At 73.2% G+C, this 15,698-nt stretch carries 14 protein-coding genes and 1 pseudogene; 10 read left to right on the top strand and 5 right to left on the bottom strand.

Going from position 1 to position 15,698, the window contains the following annotated elements; translation table 11 throughout:
- Positions 1-36: 36 nt before the first annotated feature.
- The gene (locus ABD663_RS05355; protein WP_344736851.1) at positions 37-1,278 is read right to left on the bottom strand and encodes a glutamyl-tRNA reductase; all 1,242 of its coding nucleotides are present in this window, start codon (positions 1,276-1,278) and stop codon (positions 37-39) included.
- On the opposite strand from ABD663_RS05355, the gene hemE reads away from it, so the two are divergent.
- From hemE to hemL, 8 genes are read left to right on the top strand one after another with little or no spacing between them, the layout of a single operon-like run.
- Entirely contained in the window at positions 1,220-2,374 is a 1,155-nt protein-coding gene (hemE, locus tag ABD663_RS05350) for a uroporphyrinogen decarboxylase (RefSeq protein ID WP_425561757.1), read from the top strand. The two genes, ABD663_RS05355 and hemE, sit on opposite strands and share 59 nt — an antisense overlap.
- Positions 2,361-3,605, top strand: coding sequence for a protoporphyrinogen/coproporphyrinogen oxidase (locus ABD663_RS05345; RefSeq protein WP_344736848.1), 1,245 nt, complete (start codon positions 2,361-2,363; stop codon positions 3,603-3,605). Before hemE ends, ABD663_RS05345 begins: the two co-directional genes overlap by 14 nt.
- 32 nt (positions 3,606-3,637) lie before the next feature.
- Entirely contained in the window at positions 3,638-4,306 is a 669-nt protein-coding gene (gene hemQ / locus ABD663_RS05340) for a hydrogen peroxide-dependent heme synthase (protein WP_344736847.1), read from the top strand.
- Positions 4,303-5,376 carry a ferrochelatase gene (locus ABD663_RS05335; RefSeq protein ID WP_344736846.1) on the top strand — a complete coding sequence of 358 codons (1,074 nt, stop codon included), beginning with the start codon at positions 4,303-4,305 and terminating at the stop codon, positions 5,374-5,376. Before hemQ ends, ABD663_RS05335 begins: the two co-directional genes overlap by 4 nt.
- Complete coding sequence (hemC, locus tag ABD663_RS05330; RefSeq protein WP_344736845.1) at positions 5,373-6,281, top strand: hydroxymethylbilane synthase; 909 nt, start codon at positions 5,373-5,375, stop codon at positions 6,279-6,281. Before ABD663_RS05335 ends, hemC begins: the two co-directional genes overlap by 4 nt.
- On the top strand, positions 6,278-7,021 hold the full coding sequence (locus ABD663_RS05325) for a uroporphyrinogen-III synthase (protein ID WP_344736843.1): 744 nt from the start codon (positions 6,278-6,280) through the stop codon (positions 7,019-7,021). The genes hemC and ABD663_RS05325 overlap by 4 nt, the downstream gene beginning before the upstream one ends.
- The gene (gene hemB / locus ABD663_RS05320) at positions 7,018-8,013 is read left to right on the top strand and encodes a porphobilinogen synthase (RefSeq protein WP_344736842.1); all 996 of its coding nucleotides are present in this window, start codon (positions 7,018-7,020) and stop codon (positions 8,011-8,013) included. Before ABD663_RS05325 ends, hemB begins: the two co-directional genes overlap by 4 nt.
- Positions 8,010-9,335: a glutamate-1-semialdehyde 2,1-aminomutase gene (gene hemL / locus ABD663_RS05315; RefSeq protein ID WP_344736841.1), complete on the top strand. Its 1,326-nt coding sequence runs from the start codon at positions 8,010-8,012 to the stop codon at positions 9,333-9,335. The genes hemB and hemL overlap by 4 nt, the downstream gene beginning before the upstream one ends.
- A gap of 83 nt (positions 9,336-9,418) precedes the next feature.
- On the opposite strand, the gene ABD663_RS05310 is transcribed toward hemL, so the two are convergent.
- Both ABD663_RS05310 and ABD663_RS05305 read right to left on the bottom strand, forming a co-directional pair.
- Entirely contained in the window at positions 9,419-10,495 is a 1,077-nt protein-coding gene (locus tag ABD663_RS05310) for a Glu/Leu/Phe/Val dehydrogenase family protein (RefSeq protein ID WP_344736840.1), read from the bottom strand.
- Between the two features lie 126 nt (positions 10,496-10,621).
- Positions 10,622-12,526: a heavy metal translocating P-type ATPase gene (locus tag ABD663_RS05305; protein ID WP_344736839.1), complete on the bottom strand. Its 1,905-nt coding sequence runs from the start codon at positions 12,524-12,526 to the stop codon at positions 10,622-10,624.
- 54 nt (positions 12,527-12,580) lie between these two features.
- Here ABD663_RS05305 and ABD663_RS05300 point away from each other — a divergent pair, with 54 nt between their 5' ends.
- Positions 12,581-13,384, top strand: a complete 804-nt coding sequence (locus tag ABD663_RS05300; protein ID WP_344736838.1) for a methyltransferase domain-containing protein — start codon at positions 12,581-12,583, stop codon at positions 13,382-13,384.
- Between the two features lie 317 nt (positions 13,385-13,701).
- On the opposite strand, the pseudogene ABD663_RS05295 reads toward ABD663_RS05300, so the two are convergent.
- Positions 13,702-14,226 (bottom strand): annotated as a pseudogene (locus ABD663_RS05295) (DUF222 domain-containing protein); the annotation flags it as partial.
- A 197-nt stretch (positions 14,227-14,423) separates the two neighbouring features.
- On the opposite strand from ABD663_RS05295, the gene ABD663_RS05290 reads away from it, so the two are divergent.
- A complete protein-coding gene (locus tag ABD663_RS05290; protein WP_344736836.1) occupies positions 14,424-14,900 on the top strand; it encodes a YbaK/EbsC family protein in 477 nt (158 codons plus the stop codon).
- Between the two features lies 1 nt (position 14,901).
- On the opposite strand, the gene ABD663_RS05285 is transcribed toward ABD663_RS05290, so the two are convergent.
- The gene (locus tag ABD663_RS05285; protein WP_344736834.1) at positions 14,902-15,687 is read right to left on the bottom strand and encodes an IclR family transcriptional regulator; all 786 of its coding nucleotides are present in this window, start codon (positions 15,685-15,687) and stop codon (positions 14,902-14,904) included.
- Positions 15,688-15,698: the final 11 nt, after the last annotated feature.

Raw genomic sequence — 15,698 nt, 5'->3', positions numbered from 1 at the left:
TAGATATCCGACCGGGGTTTCGACGTTTCTCGAGCGTCAGCCCACCAGTCTCGGTGCGATCGCCGCGTCGCCGGCGGCCTCGACCTCGAGCCCGTACACGAGCGCGAGCGCGCGCTCGAACTCGTCGATGCGGCCCTCGGCGGCCAGCTCGCGAGCACGCAGCGACGGGCCGTGCAGCAGGATGCCGGCGAGGTGGCGCAGGGCGGCTTCGGTGCGCTGGTCCTCACCACCGCGCCGGCGACTGCGGTCGATCTCGTCCTGCAGCACGGCGTCGATGTGGCGGCGGAGCGCCACCACGGCGGGAGCGGCGGCGCGCTCGGCCTCGAACGACTCGGCGGCCGATCGGACCACCTCGTGCACCTGCGGCGCGAAGTCGGGAAGGCTGACGTGTCGGCCGATGATCTCGAGGTCGAGCAGTTCGATGCCCGGCATCCGGCGCACGTCGGGCTCGACGTTGCGCGGCAGACCGAGGTCGATGACGAGGCGCGGGGACGCGTCCGGGATGTCGGTGGTGGTGACGGTGTAGCGCGCCGTGCAGGTGATCACGACATCGGCGTCGGCGATCGCATCGCGCAGGTCGTCCTCGGCGCGTACGCCGTAGCGCGCGGCGAACTTGGCGGCGCGGCCGGTCGCCGAGAAGACGCGGACGTCGTCTGCGCCGCGCGAGCGCAGCGCAGTGAGCGTCGTGGCCGCGTAGCTGCCGGTGCCGACCATCAGCACGCGCACGGCCGACCAGTCGGGGATGCGCGAGTCGGCCATCTCGAGCGCGACGCGCGCGACCGAGCGACTGGCGGCGGCGAGGTCGCCGTGCGCCCGCGCTTCGCGGGACGTGTGGGCGGCACGCTGGAACAAGGCCTCGAGTGCGCTCGAAGACGTGCCCGCCTCGCGGGCCTCGCGCAGGGCCCGCTGCACCTGACCGACGATCTCCTCTTCGCCCATCACCATCGAGTCCAGTCCCGCGCTCACCGAGAACAGGTGGTGAACGACGCGCTGAGTGCACAGCACGGTGGCCGAAGCGCGAAGTGACTCGGCGTCTTCGCCGACGCGCTCGGCCAGCACCTCGAACACGGCCTCGGTCGCGAGCTCGGCGGCTGCGGTGACCGGCTCGTCGATGTCCAGATAGGCCTCGAACCGGTTGCAGGTCGAGAGCACGACCGCGCCGCGCACGAACCCATGGCCCGCCAGCACACCCGCCACCTCGGTCGCGCCGACGCGCGAGATGCGGTCGAGCACGTCGAAGTCGGTCGTTCGATGGGAGGCGGTGACGCAGAACAGCACGGGTTCGATCGTACCCGCGGAAGGTTCGTACGCTGGGGTGGTGACACTCGCTCCCGATCATCCGCTCCGCGACGGCCGCACCGTCGATGCTCCGCTGCTGCGCGCCGCCCGCGGTGACAGGCCCGCCCATCGCCCGGTGTGGTTCATGCGTCAGGCCGGACGCTCGCTGCCCGAGTACCGCGAGCTGCGGCGGAACGTGGCGATGCTGGACGCGTGCCTCGACCCCGCGCTCGCCGCCGAGATCACCCTGCAGCCGGTGCGCCGCCACGGCGTCGACGCCGCGGTGTTCTTCAGCGACATCGTCGTGCCACCGCTGCTGGCCGGCGTGGGCGTGCGGATCGTCGAGGGGCGCGGACCCGTCTTCGATCGCCCGGTGCGCACGCGCGACGACGTGCGGGCACTGCCGCCGCTGCACGCCGACGCACTGCAGCCGATCCGCGAGACGGTCGGCATCGTCGCGGCCGAGCTCGGCGACGTGCCGGTCATCGGGTTCGGCGGCGCCCCCTTCACGCTCGCGTCCTACCTCGTCGAAGGCGGTCCGTCGAAGGACCAGCAGCGCGCCCGGGCGATGATGCATGCCGACCCCGAGGCGTGGAGCGCCCTGATGACCTGGTGCGCCGACGTGACGACCGCGTTCCTCCAGTCCCAGATCGCCGGCGGAGCGAGCGTCGTGCAGCTGTTCGACTCGTGGGCGGGGTCGCTCTCGCGCGCCGATTATGAGCGCTCGGTGCTGCCGTTCTCGCAGCGGATCCTCACCGCCGTCGAGCCGCTCGGCGCGCCGCGCATCCACTTCGGCCTGGGCACTGCGGGGTTCCTCGACCTCGTGGCGGACGCCGGAGCCGAGGTGATCGGCGTCGACTGGCGACTGCCGCTCGACGAGGCGGCGCGGCTCGTGCCCGGGCATCCGCTGCAGGGGAACATCGACACCGCGCTGCTCGCGGCACCGCGCGAGGTGCTGCACGCCCACGTCGCCGACGTGCTGCGGCGCGGCGATGCGGCGCCCGCGCACATCGTGAACCTCGGGCACGGCGTTCCGCCCGACACCGATCCGGGCGTGCTCACCGACCTCGTCGAGGTCGTGCATGCCGCCGAGTGACGGCGACCGGTTCGTCGTCGTCGGCGGCGGCATCGCAGGACTGGTGGTCGCGCGGCGCCTCGCACTCGCCGGGCGCACGGTCACCCTCATCGACGCCGGTGAACGCCTCGGGGGAGCGGTCGCACCGTTGACCGTGGCGGGGGTCGAGCTCGACGCCGGCGCCGAGTCGTTCGCGACGCGCAGCGACGCGGTGCCGACGCTGCTGCACGAGCTCGGGCTGCACGGCGACGTCGTCGCGCCCGCCGCGGGTTCCGCGTGGGTGCACCGGGCCGACGGCCGGTCGGTGCCGCTGCCGGCAGCGGGTGTCCTGGGCATTCCCGCAGACCCCGGTGCCGCCGACGTGCGTCGCGCCGTCGGCCGGGTCGGTGCGTGGCGTGCGCGCATCGACCGTGTGCTGCCGGCGCGGGTCGGGGCGGATGCGGCATCCGTCGACGCGCTCGTGCGCACCCGTATGGGGGCAGGAGTCGCCGACACGCTGGTCGCCCCCGTGGTGCGCGGCGTGTATTCGCGCGACTCCCGCACGATGCCGGTCGCCGTCGCCGCGCCCCGGCTGCCGGGCTTGCTGCGGGCACGTGGATCGCTGGCGGCGGCGGTCGCGGCGCTTCGCGCCGATGCGCCCGCCGGTTCGCTCGTCGGGGGACTGCGCGGCGGGATGCTGCGCCTGTCCGCAGCGCTCGCCGACGACATCGCCCGCCTCGGTGTCGACGTCCGAACGGGCACGGCGGTGACCGGGATCGAGCCGGCCCGGGCGATCGCCGGCGACCGGGAGCTCACGGGACGGGTCGTGCTCGCGGCATCCGCCCCCGATGCCCCGCCCGCGCGGCCGGTCACCCTCGTGACGCTCGTCGTCGACGCGCCCGCACTCGACGCCGCGCCGCGCGGCACCGGGGTGCTGGTCGCCCCCGGAGCCGGCGTCGCCGCTCGTGCGCTGACGCATGTCACCGCGAAGTGGACATGGGTCGCCGAGGCGCTGCCGGGTCGGCACGTGCTGCGGCTGTCGTACGACGCCGCGCCGAAGGATGCCGCGACGACGGCTCGATCCGATGCCGAGGCGATGCTCGGTGTCGCGCTTCCCGCCCCCCGCGAGGTCGCCGTGCGGACATGGTCGCGGGCGGCTCATGATGCGCGGGATCTCGGGATGCCGCGGGTGGGCGAGGCGGTCGCCGGAACAGGACTGGCGGCGGTCGTCGCGCACGCCGAAAGCACAGCATCCTCCCTGCTGGCCGATTAGGGGAGGCGTCGATCGCGGGAGAGGATGGACGGGTGACCGACAGCTCCACCCAGGCGCCGGCGGCCCACTTCACGCTGTGGGCGATCCTGCGTCGTACGCGACACGAGTCCACCTCCGATCAACCCTTCACGGCGGCCGTCGACGCCCTGCCGCCGAGCGTCGTCCTCCGGGGGATCTACGACGTCTCGGGTCTGCGGGCCGACGCCGATGTCATGCTGTGGCTCATCGGATCGGATGCCGCCGACCTTCAGGCCGCGCTGCGCACGCTGCGTCGCACCGCCGAGCTCAGTGCGCTCGATCCGACGTGGAATGCGCTGGGCGTGCACCGCGACGCCGAGTTCACCCGCTCGCACATGCCCGCCTTCGCGCGCGACCTGCCGCCGAAGGAATGGCTCACGGTCTACCCGTTCGTCCGCTCGTACGAGTGGTACCTGCTGCCCGAGGACGAGCGGCGGGGTCTGCTCGCCGACCACGGACGCAAGGGCGCCGAGTATCCGCAGGTGCAGGCCAACACCGTCGCCTCGTTCGCGCTGGGCGACTACGAGTGGATCCTCGCGCTCGAGGCCGACGACCCCATCGACCTCGTCGACCTCATGCGGCACCTGCGCGCGACCGGCGCGCGTCGCCACGTGCGCGAAGAGATCCCGTTCTTCACCGGGCGGCGCATCGAGCCGTCCGAGATCCAGGAGGTGCTGTCGTGACCGACCCGCGAGTGGACGCCGACGCCGTGCTGCTGGCCTCGTTCGGAGGCCCCGAGGGGCAGGACGACGTCATCCCGTTCCTGCGCAACGTGACGCGGGGGCGCGGCATCCCCGACGAGCGGCTCGAAGAGGTCGCCGAGCACTACCGCCACTTCGATGGTGTGAGCCCGATCAACGAACAGAACCGGCAGTTGAAGGCGGCGCTCGAAGCCGAGCTCGCGGCGCGAGGCATCGACCTGCCCGTGTACTGGGGCAACCGCAACTGGGGGCCGTTCTTCGCCGACGCGCTGCGCGAGATCGCCGACCACGGTCACCGCCGCGTGCTCGTGCTGGTCACGAGCGCCTACACCTCGTACTCGGGCGTGGGTCAGTACCGCGAGGATTTCGACCGTGCGCTCGCTGCGACCGGTCTCGCCGACACGCTCGAACTGCACCGCGTGCGCGAGTTCTTCGACCACCCCGGCTTCGTCGAGCCGTTCGCCACCTCATTGCGCGACGCGCTCGCCGCGGCTCCCGCGGGCACGCACGTCGAGTTCGTCACGCACTCGATCCCGACGCGCGACGCGAACGTCTCGGGCGACGAGCACACCGCCGCGACCGGTGTCGCGTTCGGCGAGGGCGGCGCGTACGTCGCGCAGCATCTGGCGGCGGCCGAGGCGATCCTCGAGGCGGCGGATTCGACGGATGCCCCGTGGTCGCTCGTGTACCAGTCGCGCTCGGGAGCGCCCCACGTGCCGTGGCTCGAGCCCGACATCTGCGACCACATCGACGAGCTCGCCGCCGACGGCGTGCCGGGCGTGGTCATCGTGCCGTTCGGCTTCGTCTCCGACCACATGGAGGTCATGTGGGACCTCGATGAGGAGGCCATCGAGACCGCCGAGGGGCACGGCATGCATGCCGTGCGCATCCCCACCCCCGGTGTCGACCCCCGCTTCGTCACCGGTCTCGTCGACCTGCTCGTCGAGCGCCTCGAGGGCACTCCCGACGTCGAGCGGCCGCACCGCACTGCGCTGGGCCCCTGGCCCGACCACGCCCCGCAGGGCCGCGCGCCCGCATCGCTTCCGGCATGACCCTTCGGCTCGGAACCCGCGGCAGCGCGCTCGCCCTCGCCCAATCGCGCGCGATCGCGCAGCGGCTCGGCGCCGACGTCGTCGTCATCGAATCGGACGGCGATCGGATGCCGGGGTCGCTGGCGTCGCTGGGCGGCACCGGCGTGTTCGCCACCGCGCTGCGCACGGCTCTGCGTGCCGGCGAGGTCGACGTGGTCGTGCACTCGTTCAAGGACCTGCCGACCGCAGCCGAGCCCGGACTCGCGATCGCGGCGGTGCCCGAGCGCGCCGATGTGCGCGACGCCTTCGTCGGACGGGACGGAGCCTCGCTCGCCGAGCTCGCCCCACGTGCCCGCGTCGGCACGGGATCGCCGCGGCGCCGCGCGCAGCTGCTCGCCCGACGGCCCGACCTCGACGTCGTCGATCTGCGCGGCAACGTCGATACGCGGCTCTCGCGGGTGTCGACGGACGACCCCGAGCGCCGGCTCGACGGCGTCGTGCTCGCCGCCGCGGGACTGCATCGCCTCGGCCGCCTCGGCGAGGCATCCGAGCTCTTCGGCGCCGACCACTGGCCGCCGGCACCCGCACAGGGGGCGCTCGCCGTCGAGACCCGTGCCGGCGAGACGGCGGCGGCGCACGCGCTCGATGACCCGGTCGCGCGCGTGACGGCCGACGCCGAGCGGCGCCTGCTCGCCCTGCTCGAGGCCGGCTGCGCCGCCCCGGTGGGCGCGCACGCGATCGTCGCCGGTGACGACCTCGTGCTGTCGGCGCGGGTGTACGCCCTCGACGGCTCGGCCGTCGTGTCGGCGACCGCGACGGTTCCGGTTGTCGGTGCGGATGCCGCTGAGCGCGTCGCCGCGGCGGTCGTCGCCGACCTTCTCGCGCAGGGAGCGGCCGACCTCGCGCCACTGGGCGGCGGCGCGTGACGACGGTGCTGGTGCCGCGCGGCGGTGCGTGGGGTGACCGGGTGGCGGCGCTGCTCGCGGCCGCGGGGCTCGACGCCGTGATCGCACCGCTCATCGGCCGCGAACCGCCGTCCGATCCTGCGCGTCTCACGCGCGCGCTCGCCGATCTCGCCGTCGGCGCCCGCTATGACGGGCTCGCCGTCACGAGCGCCGCGACCGTCGACGTGCTCGTCGAGCGCGGTGTCACCGTGTCGCACGGGGTCCGCGTGGGCGCGGTCGGGGCGGCGACCGCGGCCGCCCTCGAGGCTGCGGCCATCGACGTCGCGTTCCAGCCTGCGGCCGAGGCGTCCGGCGAGGCTCTCGCCGCGGTCTGGCCCGCAGCTGTGCGGCGCGTGCTGGTGCTGCGCTCCGAGATCGGCGGGCCGCAGCTCGTCGCGGGCCTGCGCGACCGCGGACACGAGGTCGACGACGTCGCCGCGTATCGCACCGTCGCGCGAGAGCTGGCGGCGGGCACCCGCGACGCGCTCGCCACGGGCGAGATCACCGCCGCGCTCGTCACGTCGGGCAGTGTCGCCCGGTCGCTGGCCTCCCAACTCGACACGGGAAGCACACCGCTGGTCGCGTGCCTCGGCCCGCTCACCGCCGCCGACGCACGCGCGGCCGGACTGGACGTCGACGTCATCGCCCCCGAACGCACCGTCGAGTCGCTGGTCAGCGCACTCGCGGCACATCTGTCACCCTCCGAGGAGGTCCGCCCATGACCGAACCCGCCTCTTCCGGCTTCCCCGCCGTGCGCCCCCGGCGCCTGCGATCGAGCCCCGCGTGGCGGCGACTGACCGCCGAGACCCGGCTCGACCCTGCCATGCTCGTGCTTCCGCTCTTCGTGCGCGAAGGCGCTGACCGACCGGTTCCGATCACGTCGATGCCGGGCGTCGTGCAGCACAGCCTCGACTCGCTGCGGGCCGAGATCTCGCGCGCCGCGGCCGCCGGTCTCGGCGGCGTGATGCTGTTCGGCGTCCCCGAGACGAAGGACGCCGTGGGATCGGGAGCGACCGATCCCGACGGCATCCTGAACGTCGCGACGCGCCTCGCCGTCGCCGAAGCGGGCGACGCGCTCGTCGTGCAGACCGACCTGTGTCTCGACGAATTCACCGACCACGGCCACTGTGGTGTCCTCGGCGCAGGCGGCCGGGTCGACAACGATGCGAGCCTCGAGCGCTACCGCGCGATGGCGCTCGCACAGGCCGACGCGGGTGCGCACCTGCTGGGGCTGTCGGGGATGATGGACGGCCAGGTCGCCGCGGTGCGCGAGACGCTCGATGCCGCCGGCCACCCAGACGTCGCGCTGCTCGGCTACGCGGCGAAGTACGCGTCGGCGTTCTACGGTCCGTTCCGCGAGGCCGTGCAGTCGTCGCTCGTCGGCGACCGGCGCACCTACCAGCTCGACCCCGCGAATCGGCGCGAGGGGGCGCGCGAGGTCGCGCTCGATCTCGCCGAAGGAGCCGACATCGTGATGGTGAAACCCGCCATGAGCTACCTCGACGTGCTGGCGGATGCCGCCGCCGCCTCGCCGGTGCCGGTCTGGGCGTACCAGGTCAGCGGCGAGTACGCGATGATCGAGGCCGCCGCCGCGCACGGCTGGATCGACCGCGAACGCGCCGTCGCCGAGTCGGTCACCTCGATCGTGCGTGCCGGCGCCGACGCGGTGCTCACCTACTGGGCGCTCGAGCTTGCGGAGGGGATGCGACGATGACGCGCAACGACGAGTCGGCCGCCCGCGCGCGGCGCGTGATCCCAGGTGGGGTGAACTCGCCGGTGCGTGCCTTCGGATCTGTGGGTGGCACGCCGCTGTCGATCGTGTCGGCGCAGGGTGCCATGGTGACCGATGTCGAGGGGAGGGAGTACGTCGACCTCGTCGCATCGTGGGGACCGGCGCTGCTCGGCCATGCACACCCCGACGTCGTGGCGGCGGTGCAGGAGGCGGCCGCGCGCGGGCTCTCGTTCGGCGCGAGCACACCGGGTGAGACCGAACTCGCCGAGGCCGTCGTCGACCGGATGCAGGTCGGGGGAGTCGCCGGGATCGAGCGGCTGCGCCTCGTGTCGACGGGCACCGAGGCCACGATGACCGCGATCCGCCTCGCGCGCGCCGCCACCGGCCGCGACCTCGTCGTCAAGTTCGCCGGGCACTATCACGGTCACTCCGACGGGCTGCTCGCCGACGCCGGGTCGGGCCTGGCGACCTTCGCGCTTCCGGGGTCGGCCGGGGTTCCCACCGTGATCGCGGCCCAGACGCTCGTTCTGCCGTACAACGACCTCGACGCGGTCGAAGCGGCGTTCGCGGCGCATCCGGGACGCATCGCGGCAGTCATCACCGAGGCCGCCGGCGCCAATGCCGGCGTGCTCGCGCCGCAGCCCGGGTTCAACGCGGCCTTGGCGCGACTCGTGCGCGACCGCGGTGCGCTGCTCATCCTCGACGAGGTGCTCACCGGCTTCCGTGTCGGTCCCGCCGGCTGGTGGGGGCTCGAGGCCGCCGGCGCCGAGCCGGCCTGGGTGCCCGACATCGTCACGTTCGGCAAGGTCATCGGCGGGGGGATGCCGCTGGCCGCGCTGGGTGGTCGCGCCGAGGTGCTCGACCTGCTCGCGCCGCTCGGCCCCGTCTACCAGGCGGGCACGCTGAGCGGGAACCCCGTCGCGGTCGCGGCGGGCATCGCGACGCTGCGGCTCGCCGACGCCGACGTGTACGCGCGGGTGGACGCGGCTGCCGAGGCGGTGGCATCCGCTCTGCACGACGCGCTCGAGGCCGCCGGTGTCGCCCATGTCGTCTCACGTGCCGGCAGCCTGTTCTCGGTCGCGTTCCGCGAGGGCGAGGTGCGAAATTACGATGACGCGCGCGATCAGCAGGCCTGGCGCTACCCGCCGTTCTTCCACGCGATGCGCGAGGCGGGGGTGTCACTGCCGCCGAGCGTCTTCGAGGCGTGGTTCCTCACCGCGGCCCACGGCGATGCGGCACTCGAGCGCATCCGCGCCGCCCTTCCCGCCGCCGCCGCGGCCGCCGCGCAGGCCCCCCGCCCCTAGGCTCGAGCGGACGAGTATGCACGCGACACGCCGTGCGTAGCGGGCATACTCGTCCGCTCGATATCGGGGGGGGGCGGGGGGAGTCAGCCGGCCAGCGCGGGCTGGCGGCCGCCGGCCTCGAGGCGCTCGGCAGCGATGCCCTCTGCGGCGGCGAGCGGCGTGACGCCGCGGGCGTCGGCATCGTCGAAGATGCGGCGCACGGTCGCGCCGATGCCGGCGACGCGTTCCATCACCTGCGCGCGGGTGCCCTGCTCCTTGGCGACGAGGTCGAGGTAGATGACGCCGCCCGCGTTCACCACGAAGTCGGGGGCGTAGAGGATGCCGCGTGCGGCCAGCCGCTCGGCGCCGCTGCGGTGGGCGAGCGGATTGTTGGCAGGACCGCAGACGGCGCGCGCGTCGAGACTGTCGATGACGTCGTCGGTGAGCAGTCCGCCGATGCCGGCCGGTACGAACACGTCGGCGGGAACGAGGTGCTCTTCTCCCGGCGGGCACCACGACGCTCCGAGTTCGACGGCGAGATCGCGCTTGACGGGGTTGACGTCGGTCACCGCCAGCGTCGCGCCTTCGGCGGCGAGGCGCACAGCGAGGCGGCTGCCGACCTGGCCGAGTCCCGAGATGGTGATGCGGCGGCCGGCGACCTCGGAGCTGCCCGTGACCCGCTCGAGCGTCGCGCGCAGCGACTCGTACACGCCGAGGCTCGTCGGTCCGGCGGGCTCTCCCGAACCGCCGACCGAGTCGGGCAGGCCCACGACATGCTCGGTGCGCTCGCTCACCACGAGCATGTCCTCTGTGGTGGAGCCGACGTCTTCCGCCGTGCGGTACAGGCCGTGCAGCGACTCGACGGCGTCGCCGAGGTCGAGGAAGGCGGCGCGGCGCCGCTCGGCGTCGAGGTCGGTGCCGGGCGTGAGAGCGATGACCGCTTTGCCGCCGCCCGCGTCGAGGCCGGCCGCCGCGTTCTTGAGCGTCATCGCGGCCGAGAGGCGCAGCACGTCTGCGAGTGCGTCGTTCCAGTGCGGATAGTTCCACAGTCGGGCGCCGCCGAGCGCGGAGCCGAGCACCGACGAGTGCAGCGCCACGGCGATGAACAGGCCGCTCCGGCGGCCGGTGATCACCTCGACGCGTTCGTGGGTGAAATCGGGAAGAGACGGAGACGGGATCATCGGAACCTCTTTCGGCCGGCCTTGTGGGCGCTGCGCTGCGGATGCCGCGGCTTTGCGGCATCCCCTTCTATGACACCACCGCATCGCGGTCTGATCAACCAGCACCGTGCAGATACAGCAGAACGCTCAGTCGCGGCCAGCCGCAACCGGGTGTGGCGCGTCAGATTGCGTGGTGACCGCGCTCAGATCGACGCGGGGACCCGTCAGCGCACGCAGCGCATAGAGGATCGTCGCGAGATCGACGAGCTCCTGGATGAGCGCACCCGCGACGGCGGGGATGACTCCGGCGGTCGCGATCAGCATGAGCCCGATGCTGAGGCCGATCCCGATGCCGATCGCGGTGTACGCGACGCGCAGCGTGTGACGGCCGATCGACACCGCATCGGCGACGCCCGCGATCGAGTCCTGCAGGATGACCGCGCCCGCGGCATCCCCGGCCGCCGTCGAGCCCTTCGCACCCATCGCGATGCCGATGTCGGATGCCGCGAGAACCGGGGCATCGTTCACGCCGTCGCCCACCATGAGCACCGGCCGCGGGCGCAGCTGCGCCGCCAGATGGACCTTCTCAGGCGGCAGCAGTTCGGCGTGCACCTCGGTGACGCCCACCGCATGGGCGATCGCCTCGCCGGTCGCCCGTGCGTCGCCGGTGAGCATCGCCACGCGTTCGACGCCGTGCTCGCGCAACCAGGCGATGACCGCCCGGGCTTCGGGGCGCGCGTCGTCGCCGAGGATCAGCGTCCCGGCGAACCGGCCGTCGACCGCCGCGTAGGCGGCGACCTGGCCGGGAGCGAACTCGGTGTGCACCGTGTCGGGGGCGAGCCCGGCGGTGAAACCCGGCTTGCCGACCGCGATGGTGCGCCCGCCGATCGTCGCGGTGACGCCGTTCGTGGCGACCTCGGATGCCTCATCGGCGCGCTCGAGTCGCAGGCCGCGCGCCTGGGCCGCGCGGCGCACCCCGTCGGCGATCACGTGTGTCGAGTACTGCTCGGCGCTCGCAACCAGGGCGAGCAGCTCGTCGGGGTCGATGCCGGGGGCGGGACGCACCTCGATGAGGTCGGGTCGCCCCTCGGTGAGGGTGCCGGTCTTGTCGAACGCCGCCGAGCGCACGCGCGCGAGCTGCTCGATCACGGCGCCCCCCTTGACGATCACGCCGGCACGCGCGGCGCGTGACATGCCGCCGAGGAAGGCGACGGGCGCGGCGATCAGCAGCGGGCACGGCGTCGCGAGGACGAGCACCTCGGCGAAGCGCGTCGGATCGCCTGAGACGGCCCACGCGGCGCCCGCGATGACGAGCGAGACGGCCGTGAACGGTATGGCGAACCGGTCGGCGAGCCGCACCGTCGGCGCCCTCGACGCCTGCGCTTCGCGCACGAGCGCGACGATCTGCTGGTACTGGCTGTCGGCGCTGCGGCGCATCGCGCGCACATGCACCGCGGTCGAGCCGTTCACCGAGCCCGAGAGCACCTCGTCGCCGACCACTCGGGTGACGGGCAGGCTCTCACCGGTCAGCGAGGACTCGTCGAACGAACCCGCGCCGGCGATCAGCACGCCGTCCACCGGCACGACCTCCGCGGGTCGGATGAGGAGCACGTCGCCGACCTCGACGTCGTCGGCGGCGACATCCTGCACCTCGTCGGAGTCGAGGTCGCCGGGATGAGCCAGCACGTGCGCGATCCGGGGAGAGCGATCGAGGAGCGCGGTGAGTTCGCGCGTCGCGCGGCGGCCGGCGTAGTCCTCGAGCGCCTCGCCTCCTGAGAGCATGAGCACGATGATCAGCGACGCGATGTACTCGTCGACCGCGAGCGTGGCCACCATCGCCACCACGGCGAGGATGTCCAGGCCGATGTGCCCGCGCACGACGTCGCGGATCATCCCGATGAGCGTCCACACGATGACCGCCGAGACGTACACGACCGCGAGCCACCGCGCCGCGTCGTCGTCGCCCGTGAACAGCAGTACCGCCACGACGGCGCCCACGACGAGCGTCGCGACGATCACCGGGTAGCGGAGCACGCCGCGCAGGAACCTCATTCCTCCAGCCTGGCCGGTACCGGGGGCGGGTGCCAGGGACTTTAGGCTGACGGCATGCCCGATCGCTACACGCACGGCCATCACGAGAGTGTGCTGCGCTCACACGACTGGCGCACGGCCGAGAACTCGGCCGCCTACCTCCTGCCCCACCTGCACGCGGGGATGTCGCTGCTGGACGTCGGCAGCGGCCCCGGCACGATCACCGTCGACCTGGCGCGGCGGGTGGCTCCCGGCCGGGTCGTCGGGGTGGATGCGTCCGCCGACGTCGTCGAGCGTGCTCGCGCGGCGGCATCCGCTCACGGTGTCGACGTCGCGTTCGCGGTGGGCGACGGGTACGCGCTGGATGCCGCGGACGGGGCGGTCGACGTCGTGCACGCGCATCAGGTGCTGCAGCACGTCACGCGTCCCGTGGACATGCTGCGCGAGTTCGGCCGCGTCGTCGGCCCCGACGGGCTGGTCGCGGTGCGCGATGTGGACTATGAAGGTGTGATCTGGCATCCGCGCATCCCCGCGCTCGACGACTGGCTCGCGCTCTATCTCGCGGTGCACCGCCACATCGCGGGGGAGCCGGCGGCCGGACGCATGCTGAAGTCGTGGGCGATGCAGGCCGGATTCCGTCGGATCGAGGCGACGGCGAGCGTGTGGCTGTTCGAGTCGCCGGAGGACCGCGCGTGGTGGGGCGGGATGTGGGCCGACCGCGTGCTGCAGTCGACGTTCGCCGACCACGCGGTCTCGTCCGGGCTCGCCGACCGTGCCGATCTGGAGCACATCTCACGGTCCTGGCGGGAGTGGGCCGAGGCCGACGACGGCTGGCTGCTCATGCCGCACGGCGAGGTGCTCGCGCGGCTCTCACGCTGAGCGAGCAGAGCGAGACGAACCGGCGCTTCGGTCAGAAGGGTGGGTCGGTGCCGTTGGTGACGGGTGTGAAGGTGGGTGTGCGCCGTTCGGGGTGGACGGTGTAGATGCGTCCGGTGGGTGAGGTCCATTCCAGGATCCCGCCCGGTTGTTGTCGTACCGTCCAGTTGCCGTGGTGTTTGACCGTGTGGTTCCCTTTGCACAAGGGGGCGAGGTTGGCCTCGGTGGTGGTGCCGCCGTGCTCCCATGCGATCGGGCAGGTGGGCGGTGGTGCCGTCGATGAGCAGGTCCAGGGCCACGTCGGCACGGGCCTGGTCGAGGGTGCGGTCGTCGTCCCCGCACGCGGCGATGGGGTTCGCGATCGCCGACACCCGACCGTGCGCCGCCTTCAGCTCGACGGCGGGGCCGTGGATGGACAGCCACCCCATCCCGTCCACATCGTCCTGGTACACCACCCGTCGCCGGGCGACCGCGGACGCGTGACGTTCCGCGAGCGTCACCGACCGCACGGCCGCGATCCGGTCACCGAACGCCCGCCGGAAGGACCCGACCGGCAGTTCCTCCGCCAACGCGAGCCCCTCCGCGGCGAGCTGGTCCTGCAGGTCGGGTTCGACCTCGCGCATCAGGTCGACGAACGCTTCGGCGTGGGTCTGGGTGATGTTCGCCCGACCCAACGCTTCGAGCACCGCCGGGTACCGCGAGGTGAGCGCGTCGGCGAGGTCCAGCAGCCGGTCCGCGGCGTACTCGGTGATCCGCAACGCGGCGGCGATCTCGAGCCGCAAAGACCGCAGCGCGATCTCCATCGACGCCCCATACGTCACACCGGTGACCGCGAACCGGCGCATCACCCCGACCGCTTCGATCCGCTCCGCAGCCATCGTCGCCACCGCCGCATCCGCATCCAGCAGCATCGTCAACCCGCTCAACGTCTCGGGCGCATACGCCTCCTCGAACGCCATGCCCGAGAAGCTCCCCATACCTCGACTTTAGAACATATCTACGACATTCCCGGGATCCTGACCGCCGACCATAGGCTGGTGCCGTGACCGACCACCTTCCTGCGCGCAGCCGCCTCGTCCACGACGCATTGCGCGCCGCCGGGATCACCGGCGACATCATCGTGCTGCCGGACGCCGCCTCCACGGCACCCCTGGCCGCCGCGGCCCTGGGAGTCGACGTGGGCGCGATCGCGAACAGCCTCGTCTTCTGGTCCGACGACGAGCCGCTCCTGGTGATGACCAGCGGCTCCCACCGCGTCGACACCGCCGCGCTGGCCTCGCGACTCGGACGCACGAAGATCGCCCGCGCGACGCCCGAGCAGGTGCGCGAGGCGACGGGCCAGGCGATCGGAGGCGTGGCGCCGACCGGCCACCCGTCGCCGCTGACCACCATCGTGGACGAGGAACTCGCGCAGTACGACGAGATCTGGGCCGCAGGGGGCACCCCGCACACGGTGTTCCCCCTGACGTACGACCAGCTCGTCGCGCTCACGGCCGGAACCGTCGCCAAGGTCGACTGACCTACGACGGGCGCCGGCTGCCGTAGAGCCGCCGTTCGAGCTCGGCTGCCGCGTCGGCCGCACGCGCTGCGAGCTCGTCATCGTCGCGGGGCTGATCGGTCGGCCACGTGAGCGCGATCGCCGCAGCCGGCCAGCCGGCGTGGTCGCGCACCGCCACGCCGACCGAGCGCAAGCCCAGCGTCACCTCGCCGTCTTCGGTCGCGTATCCCCGTGTGCGAGTGTCGCGCAGCACCGCGCGCAGTTCACCGGGGCGCCGCGGACCGCGGCCGGTGCGATCGGCGAAGGCCGAGGCATCCGGGTACAGCGCCCGCACCTGCTCGCGGGGGAGGGCCGCGAGCATCGCGCGCCCCGTCGCGGTCAAGTGCGCGGGCAGGCGCACGCCGACGTCGGTCACCAGCGCCGGGCGGCGCGGCGCGCGCTCCTCGACGATGTACAGCACGTCGCGACCGGTCATCACGGCGAGGTGCGCGCTCTCGCCGGCGTCGTCGGCCAGGGCGGCGACACGGGCGCGACCCAGCCGTGCCAGCGGCTGCTGGCGGGCATAGCCGCCCGCCAGTTCGAACGCGGCCGCGCCCAGTCCCCAGCGTCGGTCGCCCGGCAGGTGCACGACGAACCCGTGCTGCTCGAGGGCCGCGAGCAGGTGGTAGACGCTCGAGCGCGGAATGTCGAGTTGATCGGCGAGGGTGCGGGCGGCGACGGGCCCCCGTTGGCGCGCGAGGAACGCCAGCATCCGCAGCGTCTGGTCGGCGGCGGGCACCTGCGGGCGGGGAGCGGCTTCGTCTGGCATACCAGACACAG

It is taken from the genome of Microbacterium awajiense (genome assembly GCF_039536545.1).
Lineage (GTDB): Bacteria > Actinomycetota > Actinomycetes > Actinomycetales > Microbacteriaceae > Microbacterium > Microbacterium awajiense.
Note: the sequence above shows the minus strand (reverse complement) of the source record. Positions and strands in the feature narration are given on the sequence as shown.